Below are 20,464 nucleotides of genomic sequence, written 5' to 3'. Positions count from 1 at the left end.
CCGGCCTCGGCCGGCGATGGCATTTCAATCCTGGCCCTCGACCCATCGGCCGGGGGCGACGACGTCAGCCGATCGGCAGGCGCGTGATCGTGGACCGCGTGTCGGCGACAATCTGCGGCTTGTGCTCGCGCTCGCCGAGGGGCTGGGTTACCGGCAGTTGCAGCACGGTCGCGCGCTGGCCTTCGACGAGCTGCGTCACCAGCACGTATTTGCCGTCGGGAAATTCGATCGCGTCATGATGGCGATCGGGAATGTGCGGGTCGATCTTGCCGAACTTGCCGACGCGGGAGTTGACGGTGCGCGTCCAGATCCAGCGGTTGTCGTAACGGACGTTGTCGGCGAAGGCGAGCTCCGTTCCCGGCAGCAGGCAGACCGCGACGGAGAGATCGGCTTCGGAGGCGAAGCCGCGTGTCGAGGTGCCGCGGAAGGTTGTCGTGACGATCGTCTCGCCAACTTCGGCGGGACGCGTTGCGACGGCATGCAGGCTGTAGTCACACATCGGGTGCTCCTCATGCGAAGATTGCGAAGATAGCGACCCGCACCTCCTTTGGAGGCGCAAGCCTCTATCAGGGTGGAAATATGCAACGCTCTGCTTGGTTGTAGGCAAATCTGCGGCTGGGCTCCGCAAACCACGATCACATTATCTTTCCCGGATTCAATAGGAACAAAACCGACGTCTGTGCATTTAGAAGGCGCATGTCAGCGCTCCGCGGGCGCCGACCACCCCGAATATTGCCAGCTCGATTGCAGAGGCCGCGCGATTGCATTCCGCGCGTTGCGGATATGCTCGTTGGTCGCCCATTGCTCGCGCGCATGGCGGTGCCATCGTGTGGCGCCGACTTGCGACGCTGATGCTGCGATCAGCGCGGCAATGATTGTCCATGAAACGATCTGGCGCATGGCGTCTCCTCGAACTCTCATGCCGCGAAGCGATGTCGCTTCGCGCGGCGTGCCGAGGATATAGCGCCCGAGGAGGGGCCGGATAATCTGAGCAGAACCGGAAAGACCATCCAGCCGGAGCGGATACTGATCCGCTCCAAGAGGTATCGAACGACCGCAGGAGCGCTCAGTACTTCCGGTAAAGCCCGATCAGCTTGCCCTGAATCTTCACGCGGTTCGGCGGAAGAATGCGCACCTCGTAGGCGGCATTGGCGGGCTCGAGTGCGATCGAGGCGCCGCGGCGGCGGAAGCGCTTGAGCGTGGCCTCCTCGTCGTCGATCAGTGCCACCACGATGTCGCCGGTGTCGGCGCTCTCGTTGCGCTGGATCAGCGCCATGTCGCCGTCGAGGATGCCGGCCTCGACCATCGAATCGCCGCGCACTTCGAGTGCGTAGTGCTCGCCCGAGCCGAGCATGTCGGGCGGCACGCTGATGGTGTGGCTGCGGGTCTGCAATGCCTCGATCGGCGTGCCGGCCGCGATGCGGCCCATCACGGGCACCGCGACGGGGCGCTCGCCCTCGTCCACAGGCGGGCTGGAGCTCGCGCGCACCTTGCCGAGATTGCCCTCGATGACGCTCGGCGTGAAGCCGCGCCGATTGCCGGCGGCGGCCTGGAGCTCGGGCAGCTTGATCACCTCGATGGCACGGGCGCGGTTGGGCAGGCGGCGGATGAAGCCGCGCTCCTCGAGCGCAGTGATCAGGCGATGAATGCCTGACTTCGAGCGCAGGTCGAGCGCATCCTTCATCTCGTCGAAGGACGGCGGCACGCCGCTTTCCTTCAGACGTTCGCTGATGAACCGCAGAAGCTCGTATTGTTTGCGCGTCAACATCTCGACCAAAGTCCCCCGGTTGATGTCGTTCGATTCCGAGACGATGAATTCAGCGATAAGCCGCTACATCCTCGAAACAAATCATGAACGGACACTATATGTTCGATATGTGTTCCGCAACTGCTTAATTTACGGTGAACAGAGCGAAACTCGCGGAATGCGTGTGGCGGCGCGGCTCAGACGGGGAGGCGCAACATCTCGCAAGGCGTGCCGGCCTCGGCCTTCGGCGCGAACGGTGCGCGCACGAGAAGTACCTGTGCCGCAGCGAGATTCGCAAGCAGGGAGGAGTCCTGATGGTTGACGGGAACGACGACGGGCGTGCCGTCGCCGCGCAGCTCCAGGCGCGCGCGGAGATAATCCTCGCGCTGGTCGTTGGCGGCGAGATCGCGACCCAGCACGGCGCGCTCGCGGAGATGATGAATCGCTGAACGGCCCGACAGGGCGCGAATCAGCGGCACCATGAACAGGAAGGCGCACACGTATGATGATACGGGATTGCCGGGCAGGCCGATCACGCGCATTGCGCCGAGCCGTCCGTGCATCATCGGCTTGCCAGGCCGAATCGCGATCTTCCAGAACGCCATCGAGATGCCTTCGCCCCTGAGCGCCTGCTGGACCAGATCGTGGTCACCGACCGACGCTCCGCCGGTCGTGATCAGGATGTCGGCACCGCTCTCGCGGGCGCGGCGGATGCCGGCGGAAGTGGCCTCCAGCGTATCGGCGGCAACGCCGAGGTCGGTGGTCTCGGCGCCCTCGCTGCGGGCGAGCGCGTGCAGCGCATAGCCGTTGGAATAGACGATCTGGCCGCGACCGGGCGCGGTGCCCGGCATCACCAGCTCGTCGCCGGTGGCGAGGATCGCGACCTTGGGACGGCGGCAGACGGCAAGCTGCGGGTGGTTCATTGCGGCGGCCAGCGCGAGATCGCGCTCGGTGAGACGGGTTCCTTTGCGCAGGAGCACGTCGCCCTCCCGGAAGTCGACGCCGGCGGGGCGGATGTGCCGTCCCGGAAGCGCGGCTTCCTTGATCGTGATGTGCCTGCCGTCTGCGACCGTGTTCTCCTGGATCACGACTGCATCGGCGCCGTCGGGAACGACGCCGCCAGTGAAGATCCGCACGGCTTCGCCGGGGCCGACCGTTCCCGCGAACGGCCGGCCGGCCGCGACCTCGCCGACGACCGTCAGCCTGGAATCGATCGTCGCCGCGTCGGCCGCGCGCACGGCATAGCCGTCCATCGCCGACATGGCCTCCGGCGGCTGCGTGCGCCGCGCCGCGACGTCGTGCGCGAGCACGCGATGGTAGGTTTGGTCGAGGGCGACCGTCTCCTCGGCCAGCGGCTCTGCGCCGGCGAGCACGGCGGCAAGCGCGTCGGATACCGGCATCAGGGCCACGGCGAACTCCCGCAACAAATCGAAGGACTCGGACTCGGTCCGGTTCTAGCCGAGCGGAGGAGCTGAAGCAAAAGGCCTCCTCAAGCCAGCGAGAAACCACCCTTCCTTTCGGCCCCAGCTCGGCTTATCTTCTATCGATGACAAAACTGCTCGAAAAGGCCCTCAAGGCCGTGCGGCAGCTTCCTGCGGATAGCCAGGACGAGATCGCGCGCGCGATGCTGGCTCTGACCGGCAATGGAGGGGAGCCCGAGGAGGTTGATTCCGGCCATCTTCCGGCGGTCCTTGAGGGGCTCGCACAAGCGAACCTCCGGCAGTTTGCGTCTGATGCCGAGGTCGAAGCCGCGTTCCGCCGCTTCGAGCGATGAAGCTCAGAATTCACACAACGCGCGGCCCACGATCTGATTAGCATTGCAGACCATGTTAGGGAGCACAGCCCGCAAGGCGCCTTGCGCGTGCGCGCTGCAATCCTTGAATCGCTTCAAAATCTCATTCGCTTTCCGCGACTTGGGAGACCACAGAAGGTCGAGGGCGTACGCAAGCTGGTGACGCGGCGGTACCCTTATCTGGTTTATTACCAGCTAGATGAGAGGGCTGGCGAAATCGTCATTCTCACAATCCAGCATCCCGCGCGGGAACGCGAGCACTCGGACGCCTAAGGAGGCTCAAGTCCGCCGCGGCATGATCCGGAAGGCGAGACAGACCGGCACGAGGACGGCCATGGCGAGCACAAGAAGAACGAGCGCCACGGCCAGCATCGGTCAACTCCCGCTCGGTCGGTCCGGGCCGTCGTCCAGTGTGACGTCGGGAGCTTTGGGACCTTGGTCCTTGTCGGGCAGCGGATCGGCCTGGGATTTCAGGTCGGCGGCCTTGCGGATCAGCTTGGCGGAAAGGTCAGAATCCGAGGTGGTTCTGGCGAATTCAAGCAGGAGTGAGGCTTGCTTGGTGAGATAGGTTTTGCCCAGCACGTCGATTAGCCCGATGTAGAAGTCCCAACGGACTCATGAGTCCGAAGGGTGGTAGTCCGTTCCCGGAGCTTGGTACAAAAATGCACAAAGTGATTGGGTTCCTCAGCTTCTGAAAGAATTGGGCTCCGGGAACCGCCGCGCGGGCTTCTCGCGGCCGGTTGGCCTCAGATGCCCAGCGCCTTCAACGCGTTCCCGACATCGCGCGGTGATGTGACATGCACGGCAGTCAAACCGCGCGCCCGCGCTCCCTCGACGTTCTCGGCGAGGTCATCGAAGAATACAATGCGCTCCGCCGGCACGCCGATCCTCGCGACGACATGGTCGAACGCCTCCGCATCCGGTTTGCGCAGGCCGATGCTGGACGACAAATACAGCTCGCGGAAATGGCCGAGCAGGTCGGCATATTCCTTCGAGAAATAGTCGACGTGCGGCCGATTGGTGTTGGAGAAGGCATAGAGCGGCATCTGTTTCGCCGCGCGCGGCAGCAGCTCGGCGATATCAGGCATCTCACCGGCGAAGATCGCATTCCAGCCCTCCAGGAACTGCGCGTCCGAGATGCCGATTCCGAGCGAGGCACGCAGCGAGGCGAAATAGTCCTCGTCGCTGATCTTGCCCATCTCGTGCAGCCGGTAGGCCTCGTCACGCACATAGCGCGCGACGATGGCCTCGGGCCGGCAGCCGGCATGCCCCGCCCAGCAGGCGATCGCCTTGGAGAAGTCGATGTCGAGCACCACGCGCCCGAGGTCGAACAGCAGCGCATCGGCGCTGCCGGGAGAGAGCGATGTCATTGCGTCCTTTTCACTTCAGTATCGGCGTCAGTAGCGATAGGGCTCATGGTCGAACAGCGGGAACGCGCTGAACACGCTGGGCGCGTTGGTGGCGGTCGCCGGATGCAGGCAGGATTTATCGATCTCGGCGAATGAGGTGGCGCCCAGGAGGCCAAGGCAGCGCAGCACCTCGTCCTCGATCAGCTCCAGCATCCGCGTGACTCCGGCTTCGCCGGCGGCCGCCAGCGCCCAGCATTGCAGCCGGCCGATGCCGACGAGGTCGGCGCCCGCCGCGATCGCCTTGACGATGTCGGTGCCGCGGCAAAAGCCGCCGTCGACCATGATCTTGGCGCGGCCCTTCACGGCATCGACGATTTCCGGCAGCACATGCATGGCGCCGCGGCCGTGGTCGAGCTGCCGGCCGCCGTGATTGGAGACGTAGATCCATTCGACACCGTGATCGACCGCGATCTCGGCGTCTTCGGCGGTGGCGATGCCCTTGAGGATCAGCGGAATCCTGAACTTGTCCTTGATCATCTTCACGGTCCGCCACTCCAGGCCCTTCTGGAAATCGCCGCCGGTGGCGCGCAGGCGGCTCTCGCGAACGTAGCGCTTGGCGATGTCACGTTCACGACGGCTGTAATGGGCGGTGTCGACGGTCAGGCAGAAGGCGGCATAGGCGTTCTTCTCGGCCCGGCTGACGACATCGGCGACAAAGGCATCGTCGCCGCGGACATAGAGCTGATAGAGCCGCAGCGCGTCGGGAGCAGCCTCGGCGGTCTGCTCGAGGCCGGGCTCCGACACCGAGCTCAGCATGTGTGCCGCACCGAAGATGCCGGCGGCGCGTGCCACGCTTGCCGCGCCATCCGGATCGAAGATCTCGAGGGCACCGACCGGGGCGAGCACCACCGGAAGGCGCATCCTGCGGCCGAGCTGCTCGACGGAACCATCGACCTTGCGGACATCGCGCAGCACGCGCGGGCGGAAGGCGATCTCGTCCAGCGCCATGCGGTTGCGGCGCATCGTGGTCTCGGTCTCGGCGGCGCCGACGATGTAGTCCCACGCATTTTGGTTCAGATTGGCGCGCGCCTTCCGGATGAACTCGTGCAGGTTCTGGAACGGCTCGTTGCTGGCGCCGAGTTCGACGTTCCGTTCCGGCCGGATGCGGGGCGCTTCGTTCATCGTTGTCCTCCCGAGAATTTGAAGTCTTATCGCCATCGCCTATCGCGTCTGGTCCTCCAAAACCATCCTAAAATCGCATAGCTGCGAGGCGTGGACGGCCCGACCGGCTTCCGCTTTGCGCGAAACAGTTTCGGAACGTTGCCAAAAGTTTAGCCCAAGGCGAAGGGATTTCTTCGGCGCAGCCGCCAGGTTCTGGAACGGTTCGGCGGCATCCCGGCCTTGAAGAAACCGGAATGCTATTGTGAGAAGCGGGCTGGATCGCCATTTGCATGGCGCTTCCCAGCCCCAAGAGAACCGCCAAGCAAAAGGCTACCTCACCCATGCGGAAAAACCTGCTGTTCCCCCTGGGCGCGCTCACCGGAGCGTGTCTGACCCTTCTGGTAGCCAGCCCGCACGGCGGAGTATGGGCGGCGCGGGCGGCAGCGAGCGCGGATGATGCCTATTCCCAGCTCAACTTGTTCGGCGCGGTGTTCGAGCGCGTCAAGGCCAGCTATGTCGAGAAGCCCGACAATGCCAAGCTGATCGAGGGTGCGATCACGGGCATGGTGACGTCGCTCGATCCGCATTCGCGCTACATGAATGCCAAGGCCTGGACCGAGATGCAGGAGACCACCTCCGGCGAGTTCGGCGGCCTCGGCATCGAGGTCACGATGGAGGACGGCCTCGTCAAGGTCGTCTCACCGATCGACGACACGCCGGCGTCGAAGGCCGGCATCATGTCCGGCGATCTCATCAGCAAGATCGACGGCGAGGCCGTGCAGGGCATGACGCTCGAGCAGGCGGTCAACAAGATGAAGGGACCGGTCGACACCAAGACCAAGCTCACCATCGTGCGCAAGGGCGCGGACGCGCCGCTCGACGTCGCGATCACGCGCGAGATCATCCATGTGCGCCCCGTGCGCTTCCACGTCGAGAACGGCGACATCGGCTATATCCGTATCACCTCCTTCAACGAGCAGACCACCGACGGGCTGAAGAAGGCGATCGCGTCGATCTCCAAGCAGGTCCAGCCCGAGAAGCTCACAGGCTACGTGTTGGATTTGCGCAACAATCCGGGCGGCCTGCTCGACCAGGCCGTGTCGGTGTCGAGCGCCTTCCTGCAGCGCGGCGAGGTCGTCTCGACCCGCGGCCGCAGTCCGGAAGAAACCCAGCGCTTCACCGCGCATGGCGGCGATCTCACCAAGGGCAAGCCGCTCGTGGTTCTGGTCAATGGTGGCTCGGCTTCGGCCTCGGAGATCGTGGCCGGTGCGCTGCATGACCACAAGCGTGCCACGATCGTCGGTACGCGCTCGTTCGGCAAGGGCTCGGTGCAGACGATCATTCCGCTCGGCTCCGGCAACGGCGCGCTGGCGCTGACCACGGCGCGCTACTACACCCCGTCGGGCCGCTCGATCCAGGCGCAAGGCATCGCGCCCGACATCGAGATCCTCCAGGACGTGCCGCCCGAGCTGAAGGGCCGCATGGACACCATGGCGGAGTCGCAGATGCGCGGGCATCTGCAGGCCGCCGACGGCACCGAGCAGACCGGCTCGCAATCCTATGTCCCGCCGGAAGAGAAGGACGACAAGGCCCTGCACGCGGCCTACGACTTCCTCCACGGCGTCACCGCGAATGCGGTCGCCGCCAAGCCCGCGACGAAGGCTGCAGTGCCGAACTAGACCTTACGAGATCCAGATCTGGATCGCCCGGGAGCGGATGACCGCTTCCGGGCGAATTCGTTTGTTGCGCTGTCTCGTAGACCTAACCGGCCTCGCGGCGGCGGCTCTCGCTGCCTTCGCGTCGGGCGAGCCGGCTGCGATGCAGAGCGAACAGCTCCAGCATCTTGTCGGCCGGCTTGGCGGCGCTGAACAGATAACCCTGCATCTCGGCGCAGCCGAGCGTGCGAAGCAGGCGCTGCTGCTCCTCGGTCTCGACGCCTTCGGCTGTCGTGGTCATGCGGCGGGCGGCCGCCAGATTGACGACGGCCTGAACGATGCTGGCGGAGCCGTCGGGGCGGGCGATGTCGTCGACGAAACAGCGGTCGATCTTGATCTTGTCGAACGGGAAGCGATGCAGATAGCTCAGGGATGAGTAACCGGTGCCGAAATCGTCGAGCGCGATGCGCACGCCGATGGCACGGAGCTGGTGCAGGATCGCGAGCGCGGCATCGTCGTCGCGGATCAGGACCGCCTCGGTGATCTCGAGCTCGAGCCGGCTCGCCGGCAGGTTCGACGCAGCGAGCGCGGCCATGATCTTCAGCGCCAGCGTACCGCTCTTGAACTGCACGGGCGAGACGTTGACGGCGAGGCGGATGTCGTCGGGCCAGCTTGCCGCGTCGCGGCACGCGGTCGCCAGCACCCATTCGCCGATCTCGTTGATCAGACCGGTGTCTTCAGCGATCGGGATGAATTCGGCCGGCGAGACCCAGCCGCGCTCGGGATGGCGCCAGCGCACCAGCGCCTCGCAGCCGGTGATGCGGTCGTCCTTGAGGCCGAGGCAGGGCTGGTAATAGACCTCGAGCCCGCCTTCGAGACCCCCTTGGACGATGGCGTGGCGCAGGTCGCTCTCGATCTGGCGGCGCTCGCGGACCTTGGCGTCCATGTCCGGCTCGAAGAAGCGGTAGGTGCGGCGTCCGGCGGACTTCGCCGCGTACATCGCCATGTCGGCGTTCTTCAGGATCTGGTCCAGCGCCGTGCCGTGTTCCGGCGCGAGCGCGATGCCGATGCTGGCATCGGCGGTGAGATGATGGCCCATGCAGTCGAACGGCGTGCGGATGGCTTCGAAGACCCGTGCGACGAGCTCGTCGACCTGGTCCAGCGACGTCACCGCGCTCTGTACGATGGCGAATTCGTCGCCGCCGAGCCGCGCCACGAAGTCCGCCGGGCCCGCACAGCGGCCGAGGTTCGCCGCGACCGATTTCAACAGCTCGTCGCCGACGAGATGGCCGAGCGCGTCGTTGACGCCCTTGAACTCGTCGATGTCGATGTAATGCACCGCGATCTGCTCGCCGCCGCCGACCGCGGCCAGCTCGTGCCGCAGATGCTCGTGGAACATGGCGCGGTTGGGCAGGTCCGTCAGTGCGTCGTAATGGGCGAGGTGGGTGATGCGCTCCTCGATGCGACGGCGCTCCGTGATGTCCTCATGGGTCGCGACCCAGCCGCCATCCGCGAGCGGTTCGTTGAGGATCTGGATCGAGCGGCCATCGGAGGTGTCGATCACCATGGAACTGCGGACGTGGATGTCCTTCAGCACGAGCGCGACGTAAGCGTCGACGTCGCCTGTGAACGAGCCGGTTGCCTTGCGATGGGCGATGATGTCGCGGAAGCTGGAGCCGGGCCTCACGATCTGTGCCGACAGCCCGTAGATCTCGATGTAGCGGTGGTTGCAGACCACGAGCCGCCGCTCGGCGTCGAACAGCAAAAGGCCCTGCGTCATGTTGTTGACGGCGCGGTCGAGCCGCTGCTTTTCCAGCGTCAGCCGCTCGCGCGAAAGGCGGTGCTGCTCCAGCAGTTTGCGCACGACCGCGATCAGCACGCCTGCGATGGCAAGCGCGGACGAGGCCGCGACCGAGATCAGGATGCCGATCTGCTCGCGCCAGTCCGCCAGGGCCGCCGCGCGCGTCGTGGTGGCCATCATCAGGATCGGGAAGTGGGGCAGGACCCGCGAGGAGATCAGCCGGTCCTCGCCGTCGACGGGGCTCGTGAAACGGCCGGCGAAATGATCGAGCCCGAACACTCTCTGATGCTCGAACGGACCGGTCTTGAAATTCCGTCCCATCAAATCGCTGGAATGGGGATAGCGCGCGAGCAGCGTGCCGTCCCGATGCAGCATCGAGATCGTCGCGCCTTCGCCGAGCACGACGGAGGCGAAGAATTTCTCGAAATTGGCGGGTTCGATCCCGCGTCCGACGACACCGAGGAACTCGCCGCTCGGCCCGACGATCCTCCGGGCCACCAGAATGGTCCATGCGCGGGAGATGCGGCTATGCAGCGGCTCGATCAGGACGTCGGGCGAATGGGGATCGTATTTGAAGGTGCGGAAGTAGGCGCGATCGGCAACGTTCACTTTTGGAGCCGGCCACGCCGTCGACGAGTTGATCAGATTGCCTTCGGCATCGATGATGTTGACGCCGCCCATGTAGGGCAGCGCCTCGATCTTCGATCGCAGCATCCGGTGGACGTCCTCGCCCGACAGGCGCTTGCGATAGGCTTCTCCGGTCGTGATACCGGTCGCGCGGACGTAGTCGACGAAATCCTTCTGGATGACGGCGAAGTCCTGCAATTGCTGATCGAAATGATGAGCGAGCAGCAGCACGGTGTTTTCCAGCTCGCGGCCGGAGTTGCGCAGCGCCCGCTCCCGGAAATTCTGCGCCATCAGGACCGAACCTATGGCGATGGCCGCGATCAGCAGCGTGCCGCCCACCACCAGCCAGCGGATCGGTCCGCTGCGCACGAAGACCTGGTCAAAGAGACGACTGCCGAATTTCATCTTCATGCTGGATCATTGCCGCGCACACGTCAGGATCAATTCATGAGCCTAAGAACACCCGCTGGTTTACGGGGACGGTGTGGAGGCAAAGTTAGGAAGCGCGGTTAACGCAACGTGAATGGCCGCGCACAAAAGCAATCGATGCGCGCGCTCGCAAGGGCGGTTCGTTGAAGCAAGCGCGCTTCAGGCGCGGTAATGGCCGGACTTGCCGCCGAGCTTCTCGACCAGATGGATGCCCTCGATGCGCACGCCGCGCTCGACCGCCTTGATCATGTCGTAGATGGTGAGGCAGGCGACCGAGACGGCCGTGAGGGCCTCCATCTCGACGCCGGTCGGGCCCGTGACCTTCACGCTGGCGCGAACGAGGCAGCCCGGCAGTTTTGCATCCGGCTCGATGTTGACCGTGACCTTCGACAGCGCGAGTGGATGGCAGAGCGGGATCAGCTCGGAGGTGCGCTTGGCGGCCATGATGCCGGCGATGCGCGCGGTGCCGAGCACGTCACCCTTCTTGGCGTTGCCGGACACGATCAGGTCGAGCGTTGCCTTTGTCATGACGACGCGGCCTTCCGCGACGGCGAGCCGCTCGGTCGCGGGCTTGTCCGAGACGTCGACCATTCGCGCCTCGCCGGAGGCGCCGATATGGGTGAGGGCGGGGCCGGCCTTGGATTTGGCCGTCTTCGTCTTCGCTGGCTTGCGCGCCATGTCAGCGCGTGCCCGTCGCGCGCGCCGTCGTCTTGCGCGCGAGCAGCGCGCGCGTCGCCGCGGTGACGTCGGCCTGCCGCATCAGGCTCTCGCCGACCAGGAACGTCGACATGCCGACCCGCTCGAGCCGGGCGAGATCTTCCGGCGTGAAGATGCCGCTCTCGCCGACCATCAGCCGGTCGCCCGGAATCAGCGGAGCCAGCGCCTCGCTGGTCGCCAGGGTGGTCTCGAAGGTGCGCAGATTCCGGTTGTTGACGCCGATCATCGGCGAGCGCAGCTTCAGCGCCCGATCGAGTTCGGCCCGGTCGTGGATCTCGATCAGCACATCCATGCCACAGGCGAGGGCGGCGTCTTCGATATCCCTGGCAGCGGCATCATCGAGCGCAGCCATGATGATCAGGATGCAGTCGGCGCCATGCGCGCGCGCCTCGACCACCTGATAGGTGTCGAACATGAAATCCTTGCGCAGCACCGGCAGCGACGTTGCCGCGCGCGCCGCCACCATGAAGTCGAGATGGCCCTGGAACGACGGTGTGTCGGTCAGCACCGAAAGGCAGGCCGCGCCGCCTGCCTCATAGGCTCTTGCGAGGGCCGGCGGGTCGAAATCGGCGCGAATGAGACCTTTGGAGGGCGAGGCCTTCTTCACTTCCGCGATCAGCGCGTAGTCGCCATCGGCGAGCTTGCTCTTGATCGCATGCAGGAAGCCACGCGGCGCGGACGCGGCCTTGGCTTGCGCCTCCAAGGTGGAGAGCGGGCGCGTCCGCTTCGCTGCCGCGATCTCCTCGCGCTTATAGGTCTCGATCTTGGTCAGGATGTCGGACATGCGCAATTCAGCTGTTGGAGACCGTGACCAGGTGCTTCAGCTTCGCCTTGGCCGCGCCGCTGTCGATGGAGCGGGCGCCGATCGCGACGCCTTCCTTGAGGTCCTTGGCACGGCCGGCCACGACCAGTGCGGCGGCGGCGTTGATCAGCGCCACGTCGCGATAGGGACTCGGCTTGCCGTCGAGCACGCTCTGCAGCGCGATCGCATTGGCGTCGGCGTCCCCGCCCTTCAGAGCCCCGGCCTCGCAACGCGAGAGCCCGGCTTCCTCCGGGGTCACCTCGAAATTCCGGATCTCGCCATTGTGGAGCGCGGAGACGAAGGTCGGGCCGGTGAGGGTGATCTCGTCGAGACCGTCGGAGCCGTGCACCACCCACGCGGATTCGGAGCCGAGATTCTTCAGCACCTGTGCCAGCGGCTGCACCCATTGCCTTGAGAACACGCCGACCATCTGCCGCTTCACACCGGCCGGGTTGGACAGCGGGCCGAGCAGATTGAAGATCGTGCGCGTGGCAAGCTCGACCCGGGTCGGGCCGACATTCTTCATGGCGGGATGGTGGGCGGGGGCGAACATGAAGCCGATGCCGCATTCGCGCACGCAGCGTCCGACCTGCTCCGGCTTGAGATCGATCTTCACCCCGAGCGAGGCCAGCACGTCGGCGGCGCCCGAGCGCGACGACAGCGCGCGGTTGCCGTGCTTGGCCACGGGCACGCCGGCGCCCGAGACGATGAAGGCGGCGCAGGTCGAGACGTTGACCGAGCCGGAACCGTCGCCGCCGGTGCCGACGATGTCCACGGCGTCAGGCGGCGCCGTCACGGTCAGCATCTTGGAGCGCATCGCCGCGACAGCGCCGGTGATCTCGTCCACGGTCTCGCCGCGCACCCTGAGCGCCATCAAGAGGCCGCCCATCTGCGAGGGCGTGGCCTCGCCGGACATCATGGCGTCGAAGGCGGAAGCGGCCTCGTCACGCGACAGGCTGGCGCCGGTCGCCACTTTTCCAATGATCGATTTCAGGTCGTCCATCGCGTGCTTTCAACTCACTGGTTCGCGCCGGTCACCTGCGCGAAGGCGGCCTGATTAATGGTGGTCCCGATGTCGGTTTCAAGCTTGTTGACGTAGGAAGCGACCTGCTCTTCGGTCTGGGCCCGGTCGAGGCTCTCCTTCAGCTTCTTGACCGGGTCGGAGGCGAAGTCGACCGCGGGATCGACGATGTCGGTGACGCGGAAGACGATCACCTCGCTGCCGCCGCTCACGGCCGTCTGTCCGACGCCATCCTTGGCAGTGCGGAACGCGGCCGCCACGACAGTGCCGGGCACGCCGGCGGGCGAGTCGTCGCGCTTGACGCCGGTGGCGGTCTCGACCTTGGCGCCGACCGCGGCGGCCTCGTCAGCGAGCTTGCCGCTGGCTTCGAGCTTCTGCACCATCTCGGTCGCCTTGGCCTTCAGCTTTGCCGCGATCTGGTCCTGGCGCCAGCGCGCCTCGACCTGGTCGCGGACCTCGTCGAGATTGCGGTCGCGCGAGGGGGTGATGGCGAGCACGTCGTACCAGACATAGCCGCCCTTGAATGAGATTGCGTCGTTGTCGACGCCGACATCGGTGTTGAAGGCCTGCGACACCACGTCGAGGCCCTGCGGGATGTTGGCGACCGGCTGGCCGTTCGGGGCGCGGCCGGAGCGGTCGACGGCGTCGATGGTCACGGCGGTGAGGCCGAGCTTCTGCGCCGCGTCGATCACGCTCGAGCCGCCGCCGCGCTCGTCTTCCATCTTGTCGCGGAGGTCGGCGACCTTGACGCGCGCACGGTCGGCCGCGATCTCGCGCTTGATGTCGCCGGCAAGCTTCGCGTAGTCGGCCTCATTGCCCGGCTCGATCTTGTCGACCTTGACGATGGAGGTGCCGAGGGCGCCCTGGATCGGCTGGCTGATCTCACCGACGGGAAGCGCAAAGGCGGCGTCGCCGACTGCGGAATCGAGCGAAGACTTGGTCACGAGGCCAAGGTCGACGTCGGAGGCACTCAGCCCGCGCTCCTTGCCGAGATCCTCGAACGACATTCCGCCGGCGAGCCGCTCGCGCGCGGCCTGCGCCTCGGCGGCATTGGGGAATACGATCTGATGGATCTGGCGCTTCTCCGGCGTGCCGAGCCGGTCCTTGCGCTGCTCGAACACCTTCTTGGCGTCCTCGTCGGAGACCTCGGTCCACTTGCCGATCTCTTCCGGCGAGATTACGACGAAGGCGATCTTGCGGTATTCGGGCGCGCGGAACTGGACCTTGTGATCCTCGAAATAGGTGGCGAGGGCTTCGGGCGAGGGCGCGTCGATGGTGCCTGCCTGTGCGGCGTCGAGCTTGACGAATTCGATGGCGCGCTGCTCGTTCTGGTAGCGTGTCAGCACGTCGATCATGGCCTTCGGCGGCTCCAGGCCGGCGCCGATCGTGCCGGTGATCTGGCGGCGCAGCGACACCTTGCGCTGCTCGGCGACGTAGCGCTGCTCGGTATAGCCGAAATTGCGGATCACGGCCTGGAAGCGGTTGGCATCGAAATTGCCGCCGACGCCCTTGAAGTTGGGATCGTTCATGATGACTTGGCGGATCTGCGCGTCGGACTGGCCGAGCCCGAGCCGGCGCGCCTCTTCGTCGAGGGCAGCTTCCGCGATGGTCTGCTGCAGCACCTGGCGGTCGAGGCCGAAGGCGCGCGCCTGGTCGGGCGTGAGCGGGCGGCCGAACTGGCGGCTGATCTGCTGCAGGCGGTCGGTGTAGATCTGCCGGAACTCGTTGAGCGAAATCTCGGTGCTGCCGATCTTGGCCACCGTGGACTGCCCGAAGCCGCGGAAGATGTCAGCGATGCCCCAAATGCCGAAACTGACGATCAACACGCCCATCACCACGGCCATAATGGTCTTGCCGAGCCAGTTTGATGAGGCCTTGCGCATTCCTCGAAGCATTTGGTCCAACTTGTTTGGTCAGGAGGGGAACGGGAGCGCGTCTTAATGCAGATTCCGCAAAAGCGCGTCACCAAATTGATAGATCATCATAAAGTGGCGGCTTTCCCCCCGCAACCTCGCCTCATGCGGCGGCGAGAAGCTGCGGTTAAATGCCCCCTGGTCTCTGGAACTGCAGGAGCACCTCTGCTAGCGCATGCACAAACCTCATATCGCTGGAATTTGACATGACCGACGCCATCCGACCGCTGATCGCCGGCAATTGGAAAATGAACGGGCTGAAGGCCCAGGCTGCCGAATTCGACGCCATGCTCAACGGCGCGGCAGACGTGGCTGGCAAGGCCGACCTGCTGGTCTGCCCGCCGGCGACCCTGATTGCGGCGTTCGCCGAGAAGGCGCGTGGCAAGAAGGCCGCGGTAGGGGCCCAGGACTGCCACCCCAAGGTCTCCGGCGCCCATACCGGCGATATCGCCGCCGAAATGCTGACGGATGCCGGGGCGACCGCCATCATCGTCGGCCATTCCGAGCGCCGCGCCGACCACGGCGAGAGCGATATCCTGGTCAAGCAGAAGGCGGAGGCCGCCTGGCGCGCCGGGGTGACGGCGATCGTCTGTATCGGCGAGACGCAAGCCCAGCGCGACGCCGGCCAGACTCTCGAGATCCTGCGCGGTCAGCTCAACCTCTCGCTGCCGGACGCATCGACCGCGGCCAACCTGATCGTGGCCTATGAGCCGGTCTGGGCGATCGGCACCGGCCTGACCCCCACGGCCAAGGATGTCGAGCAGATTCATGGCTTTATCCGGGAACTCCTGACCTCCAGGTTCAAGGACGAGGGGGCCAGGATGCGGATTCTCTACGGTGGTTCGGTCAAGCCCTCGAACGCAGCCGAGCTGATGGCGGTGAAAAACGTCAATGGTGCGCTGGTCGGTGGAGCCAGCCTGAAAGCGGCCGATTTCCTTGCCATCGCCAAGGGCTGCCCCTAGCTAACCCAAACCGTTGGTTCGGACCCGATCGGGGGTGGCAATACCCCCTCCGATCGTGTAACACCGCGCAACTTCAGGAAAACCCGCGAAGCGCGATCGGCCGCCGTCAGGCGCCGCCCGCTTGTGACGGAAGGATATTATGCAAACCGTTGTCATCGTCATCCACCTCATGATCGTCGCCGTCATGATCGGCGCCGTGCTGCTGCAGAAGTCGGAAGGCGGCGGGCTTGGCATGGGCGGAGGCGCGGGCTTCATGTCGAGCCGCGGCACTGCGAACCTTTTGACGCGGACCACCGCGATTCTGGCCGTCGGCTTCTTCCTCACCAGCCTGTTCCTGTCCTGGTATGCCGGCTACGACCGCAAGCCGTCGTCGATCATCGGCCAGCCGTCGCAGACCCAGCCGGCCGGCGGCTCGCCGATCGCGCCGCCGACCTCGGGCGGCATCCTGGATTCGCTGAAGAAGGTCGACGAGCAGCAGCAGAACCAGGCGCCATCGGGCCCGCAGGTGCCGCGCTCACAATAAAGCAAGGGGGCCATGCAGGTCGGCTGCTACCGTCCTGCATCAAAAATCCCCATCAAGGCACTGTTACCACTCTCAGTTCTGGATCACCCACAGGCCCGCAAAATCTTTGGGGCGGAATACGAATCGTTTTGGCGAATCGTATTCGAGGGATTAGAGGTTAAGTCCCATGGCGCGGTACATATTCATCACCGGCGGCGTGGTTTCCTCGCTCGGCAAGGGTCTGGCTTCGGCGGCACTGGGTGCCCTGTTGCAGGCCCGGGGCTACAAGGTCCGCCTCCGCAAGCTCGACCCTTATCTCAACCTCGATCCCGGAACGATGTCGCCGTATCAGCACGGCGAAGTGTTCGTGACCGACGACGGCGCGGAGACTGATCTCGATCTCGGTCACTACGAGCGCTTCACCGGCCGGCCGGCGACCAAGGCCGACAACATCACCACGGGACGCATCTACCAGGACATCATCTCCAAGGAGCGCCGCGGCGATTATCTCGGCGCGACCATCCAGGTGGTTCCGCACGTCACCAACGCGATCAAGGAATTCGTCCTCGACGGCAATGACGATTACGACTTCGTGCTGGTCGAGATCGGCGGCACCGTCGGCGACATCGAGGGCCTGCCGTTCTTCGAGGCGATCCGCCAGCTCAAGAACGAGCTGCCGCGCGATCACGCCGTCTACATCCACCTGACGCTGCTGCCCTACATTCCGAGCGCTGGCGAGCTCAAGACCAAGCCGACGCAGCACTCGGTCAAGGAGCTGCGCTCCATCGGCATCCAGCCGGACATCCTGCTCTGCCGCACCGATCGCGAGATCCCGAAGGAAGAGCGGCGCAAGCTCGGGCTGTTCTGCAACGTGCGCGAAAGCGCCGTGATCGAGGCGCGCGACGTCGACAACATCTACGCGGTGCCCGAGGCCTATCACAATGCGGGCCTCGATGACGAAGTGCTCGCGGCCTTCGGCATCGCCTCGCGGATTCCGCCGGAGCTGCGCAGCTGGCAGGAGATCAACGAGCGCATCCGCAACCCCGAGGGCAACGTCACCATCGCCATCGTCGGCAAATACACCGGCATGAAGGATGCGTATAAGTCGCTGATCGAGGCGCTCTCGCATGGCGGCATCGCCAACAAGGTGAAGGTCAATCTCGACTGGATCGAGAGCGAGATCTTCGAGAAGGAAGATCCGGCGCCGTTCCTCGAGCACGTCAACGGCATCCTGGTCCCGGGCGGTTTCGGCCAGCGCGGCGCCGAAGGCAAGATCAAGGCGGCGCAGTTCGCGCGCGAGCGCGACGTGCCCTATTTCGGCATCTGCTTCGGCATGCAGATGGCGGTGATCGAGGCCGCGCGGAACCTCGTCGGCATCGAGGACGCCAACTCCACCGAGTTCGGCCCGACCAAGGAGCCGCTGGTCGGCCTGATGACGGAGTGGCTGCGCGGCAATGAGCTCGAGAAGCGCTCGCAGGCGGGCGACCTCGGCGGCACGATGCGGCTCGGCGCCTATCCGGCAACGCTCAACCGCGGCAGCCGCGTCTCGCAGGTCTATGGCGGCGCGACCGAGATCTCCGAGCGTCACCGCCACCGCTACGAGGTCAACACCGCCTACAAGGACCGTCTCGAGCAGCACGGCCTGAAATTCTCAGGGCTGTCGCCCGACGGCGTGCTGCCTGAAATCGTCGAGTACGAGGATCATCCCTGGTTCATCGGCGTCCAATTCCACCCCGAGCTGAAGTCGCGTCCGTTCGAGCCGCATCCGCTGTTTGCGTCGTTCATCGAGGCGGCGGCGAAGCAGAGCCGGCTGGTCTGACGGCTCAGCGCGCGGCAGAATAGTCGCGCGCTTGATGCATCGGCTCCAACGCGGCCCGCGCTGATGGTTCAGGCGCAAGCGATCCCGTGATCAGCTTCATCTGTGGTCGCCGCGTCAGCCTGTACACGGCGGCGGGCGGTACGTTCAGCAGGGCGCGATCCACGAGCTTTGCGCGCAGGCCCAGCCGGTCGAGCACGGGCCGCGGCACCGGGCAGCTCATGCCATAGGTGAACTGGTAGAAGGCGCCACCGGGACGGACATAACTGAACGCGCCGCTGAGGATCGAGATGACCTTGCGCCTGGACATGTTGAGCAGCGGCAGGCCGCTCACGACCGCGCCGACGGGGGCGCCGTCATAGAGGCGCTCGGTCGTCAGCCGGCCTGCGTCCATCCACAGCACGCGTGCGCCGGGAAAGCGCAGTTGCAGCAGCTTCACGAAGTCGGAGCCGTATTCGATCAGCGTGAGATCCTGCGGCCGGACGCCGCGTTTGAGCAGCTTGTAGGTGAACGCGCCGGTGCCGGGCCCGAGCTCGAGAATCGGCCCCGTCGATGCGCTGATCTCGCGCGTGATGAGATCGGCGAGCGCCGCACCCGATGGTGCGACAGCTCCGACCCGACGCGGGGACGACATCCAGGACAGGAAGAAGGAAAGGAAATCGTTGGGCATGCGCACTCCGGCATCTTGGTTTGCACCTCCGGAAGAGCAGAGGTGAGACGGATGCAGTGTCGCGGAGGCGCATTGCGACAGCATTGCGCTGTCGGAAGCGGATGCGGATTGAATCAAGCCTGCCGGACCGGCGGCAGCGTCATCCGGAAACAGGCGCCACCTTCCGGCCCATCCGCCACCGAGACGTGGCCGCCATGCAGCTGCACGATCTCGCGCACCATGTTGAGGCCGAGGCCGGCACCGCGATCGAGCGGCGTCAGCCGATAGAACGGTTCGAAGATCTGCTCGCGCTGATCGGCGGGAATTCCGGCGCCTTCATCCGTGACCTCGATGTTTGCAGGCCTGCCGACGCGTATCCCGATCGTGCCGCGGCGAGGGCCGTGCTGGATCGCGTTCTGCACGAGATTGGTCAGTGCGCGCTCCAGGGCCGCCGCATCGCCGATCGTCTCGACCGGTGTCGACGGCGCATCGAGCGCGAGCTCGTAGCCGGCCGCGATCGCCAGCGGCGCGAGGTCGGCGGCGACGCTTTGCGCAACGGCGGCGAGATCGACGCGCGTGAAAGGATGGCCGCAGCGGTCGAGGCGCTGGATATCGAGCAATTGCTCGGCGAGCGTCGCCAGCCGCGCCGCATCCTCCAGCAGGCGATTCTTGTCCGGCCCAGGGGCAAGTGACTCCAGGCGCGTGTTCAGGATCGCGATCGGCGTGCGCAACTCATGTGCGGCGTCCGCGACGAAGCGCTTGTGGCGGGCATAGCCCTGGTCGAGCCGCGCCAGCGCGTCGTTGATCGCGGTCACGAGCGGCACGACCTCCAGCGGAATCCGTTCTATCGGGAGCCGCGCGCCGCGTTGATGGATATCGATGCGCCGCGCTTCGTCCGCCGCGGTATCGAGCCCCCTGAACGCGCGCCGTACGATCATTGGCGTGGCAATGAAGGTCGCCGTTCCCATCAGGAGCAGGCCGGGCAGGGCGATGCCGAGGAACGCAAGGGATGTCGTGAACAGTGCCTTGGCGCCGGTCAGGCGTCCTTGTGTCGCCGTGATGATTTGCACATTGCCCGCATCGGTATCGACCCGCTTCATCCGCGCCGCCGGCTTACGCGGATCGTCCTCGAACATCTGCCAGCCGAGCCGCGCCTGGCTGATCTGGTCGAGGCCACTGCCGATCGCGGCGAATTCGGCCGGTACGGTGCCTTCGCTGAGAAAACGACCCTGCCGGTCGCGCACCAGGAACCAGAGGTCCGGCGTCTCGCTGCGCAACTGCTGCAGCTCGGCCGTCGCCCGCAAGGCCAGTCCGCCTTGCGCCTCGCGCGTGAGCGCGCGCTGGACGACATCGATGACGCGGTCCTCGTCCCTCTCTGCCAGCACGAAGCCGGAGGCGCAAAGCCCGGCGAGGACGACTGCAACCAGCGCGACCAGGATCGCGGCCTGAAGCGAGAGCAGGCGCCAGCTCAAGCGCGAGCGCAGGCAATAGGGATCGTCGTGCTTGCTCATATTGGCGTCT

19 protein-coding genes and 1 pseudogene are annotated in these 20,464 nt (G+C 65.5%); 6 read left to right on the top strand and 14 right to left on the bottom strand.

Features of this window, described 5'->3' with window-relative positions; genetic code table 11:
• Window positions 1-64: 64 nt before the first annotated feature.
• The 4 genes from CVM73_RS40005 to CVM73_RS04310 all read right to left on the bottom strand — a co-directional run bounded on the left by CVM73_RS40005 (window position 65) and on the right by CVM73_RS04310 (window position 3,156).
• Window positions 65-499, bottom strand: coding sequence for a hypothetical protein (locus tag CVM73_RS40005; protein ID WP_167406612.1), 435 nt, complete (start codon window positions 497-499; stop codon window positions 65-67).
• 200 nt (window positions 500-699) lie between these two features.
• Complete coding sequence (locus CVM73_RS04320; protein WP_100230744.1) at window positions 700-900, bottom strand: hypothetical protein; 201 nt, start codon at window positions 898-900, stop codon at window positions 700-702.
• 166 nt (window positions 901-1,066) lie between these two features.
• Window positions 1,067-1,768, bottom strand: a complete 702-nt coding sequence (gene lexA, locus CVM73_RS04315; protein ID WP_100230812.1) for a transcriptional repressor LexA — start codon at window positions 1,766-1,768, stop codon at window positions 1,067-1,069.
• Window positions 1,769-1,944: 176 nt separating this feature from the next.
• On the bottom strand, window positions 1,945-3,156 hold the full coding sequence (locus CVM73_RS04310; protein ID WP_100230811.1) for a molybdopterin molybdotransferase MoeA: 1,212 nt from the start codon (window positions 3,154-3,156) through the stop codon (window positions 1,945-1,947).
• A gap of 137 nt (window positions 3,157-3,293) precedes the next feature.
• Here CVM73_RS04310 and CVM73_RS04305 point away from each other — a divergent pair, with 137 nt between their 5' ends.
• Both CVM73_RS04305 and CVM73_RS04300 read left to right on the top strand, forming a co-directional pair.
• Window positions 3,294-3,521 (top strand): hypothetical protein, encoded by a 228-nt coding sequence (locus CVM73_RS04305; RefSeq protein WP_100230743.1) that lies wholly within the window; start codon window positions 3,294-3,296, stop codon window positions 3,519-3,521.
• Window positions 3,522-3,539: 18 nt separating this feature from the next.
• Window positions 3,540-3,812 (top strand): annotated as a pseudogene (locus tag CVM73_RS04300) (type II toxin-antitoxin system RelE/ParE family toxin); the annotation flags it as partial.
• A 102-nt stretch (window positions 3,813-3,914) separates the two neighbouring features.
• Here the strand turns inward: CVM73_RS04300 and CVM73_RS04295 are convergent.
• From CVM73_RS04295 to CVM73_RS04285, 3 genes are all read right to left on the bottom strand, one after another.
• Window positions 3,915-4,121, bottom strand: coding sequence for a hypothetical protein (locus tag CVM73_RS04295; RefSeq protein WP_100230741.1), 207 nt, complete (start codon window positions 4,119-4,121; stop codon window positions 3,915-3,917).
• Window positions 4,122-4,285: 164 nt separating this feature from the next.
• Entirely contained in the window at window positions 4,286-4,909 is a 624-nt protein-coding gene (locus CVM73_RS04290) for an HAD family hydrolase (RefSeq protein WP_100230740.1), read from the bottom strand.
• 27 nt (window positions 4,910-4,936) lie between these two features.
• The gene (locus CVM73_RS04285; RefSeq protein ID WP_100230739.1) at window positions 4,937-6,070 is read right to left on the bottom strand and encodes an alpha-hydroxy acid oxidase; all 1,134 of its coding nucleotides are present in this window, start codon (window positions 6,068-6,070) and stop codon (window positions 4,937-4,939) included.
• A gap of 320 nt (window positions 6,071-6,390) precedes the next feature.
• On the opposite strand from CVM73_RS04285, the gene CVM73_RS04280 reads away from it, so the two are divergent.
• A complete protein-coding gene (locus CVM73_RS04280; RefSeq protein WP_100230810.1) occupies window positions 6,391-7,728 on the top strand; it encodes a S41 family peptidase in 1,338 nt (445 codons plus the stop codon).
• An 82-nt stretch (window positions 7,729-7,810) separates the two neighbouring features.
• Here CVM73_RS04280 and CVM73_RS04275 read toward each other — a convergent pair whose 3' ends face one another.
• From CVM73_RS04275 to CVM73_RS04255, 5 genes are all read right to left on the bottom strand, one after another.
• Window positions 7,811-10,543 carry a bifunctional diguanylate cyclase/phosphodiesterase gene (locus tag CVM73_RS04275; RefSeq protein WP_100230738.1) on the bottom strand — a complete coding sequence of 911 codons (2,733 nt, stop codon included), beginning with the start codon at window positions 10,541-10,543 and terminating at the stop codon, window positions 7,811-7,813.
• A gap of 177 nt (window positions 10,544-10,720) precedes the next feature.
• Complete coding sequence (moaC, locus tag CVM73_RS04270) at window positions 10,721-11,239, bottom strand: cyclic pyranopterin monophosphate synthase MoaC (protein ID WP_100230737.1); 519 nt, start codon at window positions 11,237-11,239, stop codon at window positions 10,721-10,723.
• 1 nt (window position 11,240) lies between these two features.
• Window positions 11,241-12,062: an indole-3-glycerol phosphate synthase TrpC gene (gene trpC, locus CVM73_RS04265; protein WP_100230736.1), complete on the bottom strand. Its 822-nt coding sequence runs from the start codon at window positions 12,060-12,062 to the stop codon at window positions 11,241-11,243.
• Window positions 12,063-12,069: 7 nt separating this feature from the next.
• Window positions 12,070-13,083: an anthranilate phosphoribosyltransferase gene (gene trpD, locus CVM73_RS04260; protein WP_100230735.1), complete on the bottom strand. Its 1,014-nt coding sequence runs from the start codon at window positions 13,081-13,083 to the stop codon at window positions 12,070-12,072.
• A 14-nt stretch (window positions 13,084-13,097) separates the two neighbouring features.
• On the bottom strand, window positions 13,098-14,996 hold the full coding sequence (locus CVM73_RS04255; protein ID WP_100230734.1) for a peptidylprolyl isomerase: 1,899 nt from the start codon (window positions 14,994-14,996) through the stop codon (window positions 13,098-13,100).
• A gap of 224 nt (window positions 14,997-15,220) precedes the next feature.
• On the opposite strand from CVM73_RS04255, the gene tpiA reads away from it, so the two are divergent.
• The 3 genes from tpiA (at window position 15,221) to pyrG (ending at window position 18,297) form a co-directional block, all read left to right on the top strand.
• Entirely contained in the window at window positions 15,221-15,976 is a 756-nt protein-coding gene (gene tpiA, locus CVM73_RS04250) for a triose-phosphate isomerase (protein WP_100230733.1), read from the top strand.
• Window positions 15,977-16,115: 139 nt separating this feature from the next.
• Complete coding sequence (secG, locus tag CVM73_RS04245) at window positions 16,116-16,499, top strand: preprotein translocase subunit SecG (protein WP_100230732.1); 384 nt, start codon at window positions 16,116-16,118, stop codon at window positions 16,497-16,499.
• Window positions 16,500-16,665: 166 nt separating this feature from the next.
• A complete protein-coding gene (gene pyrG / locus CVM73_RS04240; RefSeq protein ID WP_100230731.1) occupies window positions 16,666-18,297 on the top strand; it encodes a CTP synthase in 1,632 nt (543 codons plus the stop codon).
• A gap of 4 nt (window positions 18,298-18,301) precedes the next feature.
• Here pyrG and CVM73_RS04235 read toward each other — a convergent pair whose 3' ends face one another.
• Window positions 18,302-18,964: a class I SAM-dependent methyltransferase gene (locus CVM73_RS04235; protein WP_167406611.1), complete on the bottom strand. Its 663-nt coding sequence runs from the start codon at window positions 18,962-18,964 to the stop codon at window positions 18,302-18,304.
• A gap of 113 nt (window positions 18,965-19,077) precedes the next feature.
• Window positions 19,078-20,454: a sensor histidine kinase gene (locus CVM73_RS04230; RefSeq protein WP_100230729.1), complete on the bottom strand. Its 1,377-nt coding sequence runs from the start codon at window positions 20,452-20,454 to the stop codon at window positions 19,078-19,080.
• Between the last annotated feature and the right edge of the window lie 10 nt (window positions 20,455-20,464).

The organism is Bradyrhizobium forestalis (assembly GCF_002795245.1).
GTDB lineage: Bacteria > Pseudomonadota > Alphaproteobacteria > Rhizobiales > Xanthobacteraceae > Bradyrhizobium > Bradyrhizobium forestalis.
Note: the sequence above shows the minus strand (reverse complement) of the source record. Positions and strands in the feature narration are given on the sequence as shown.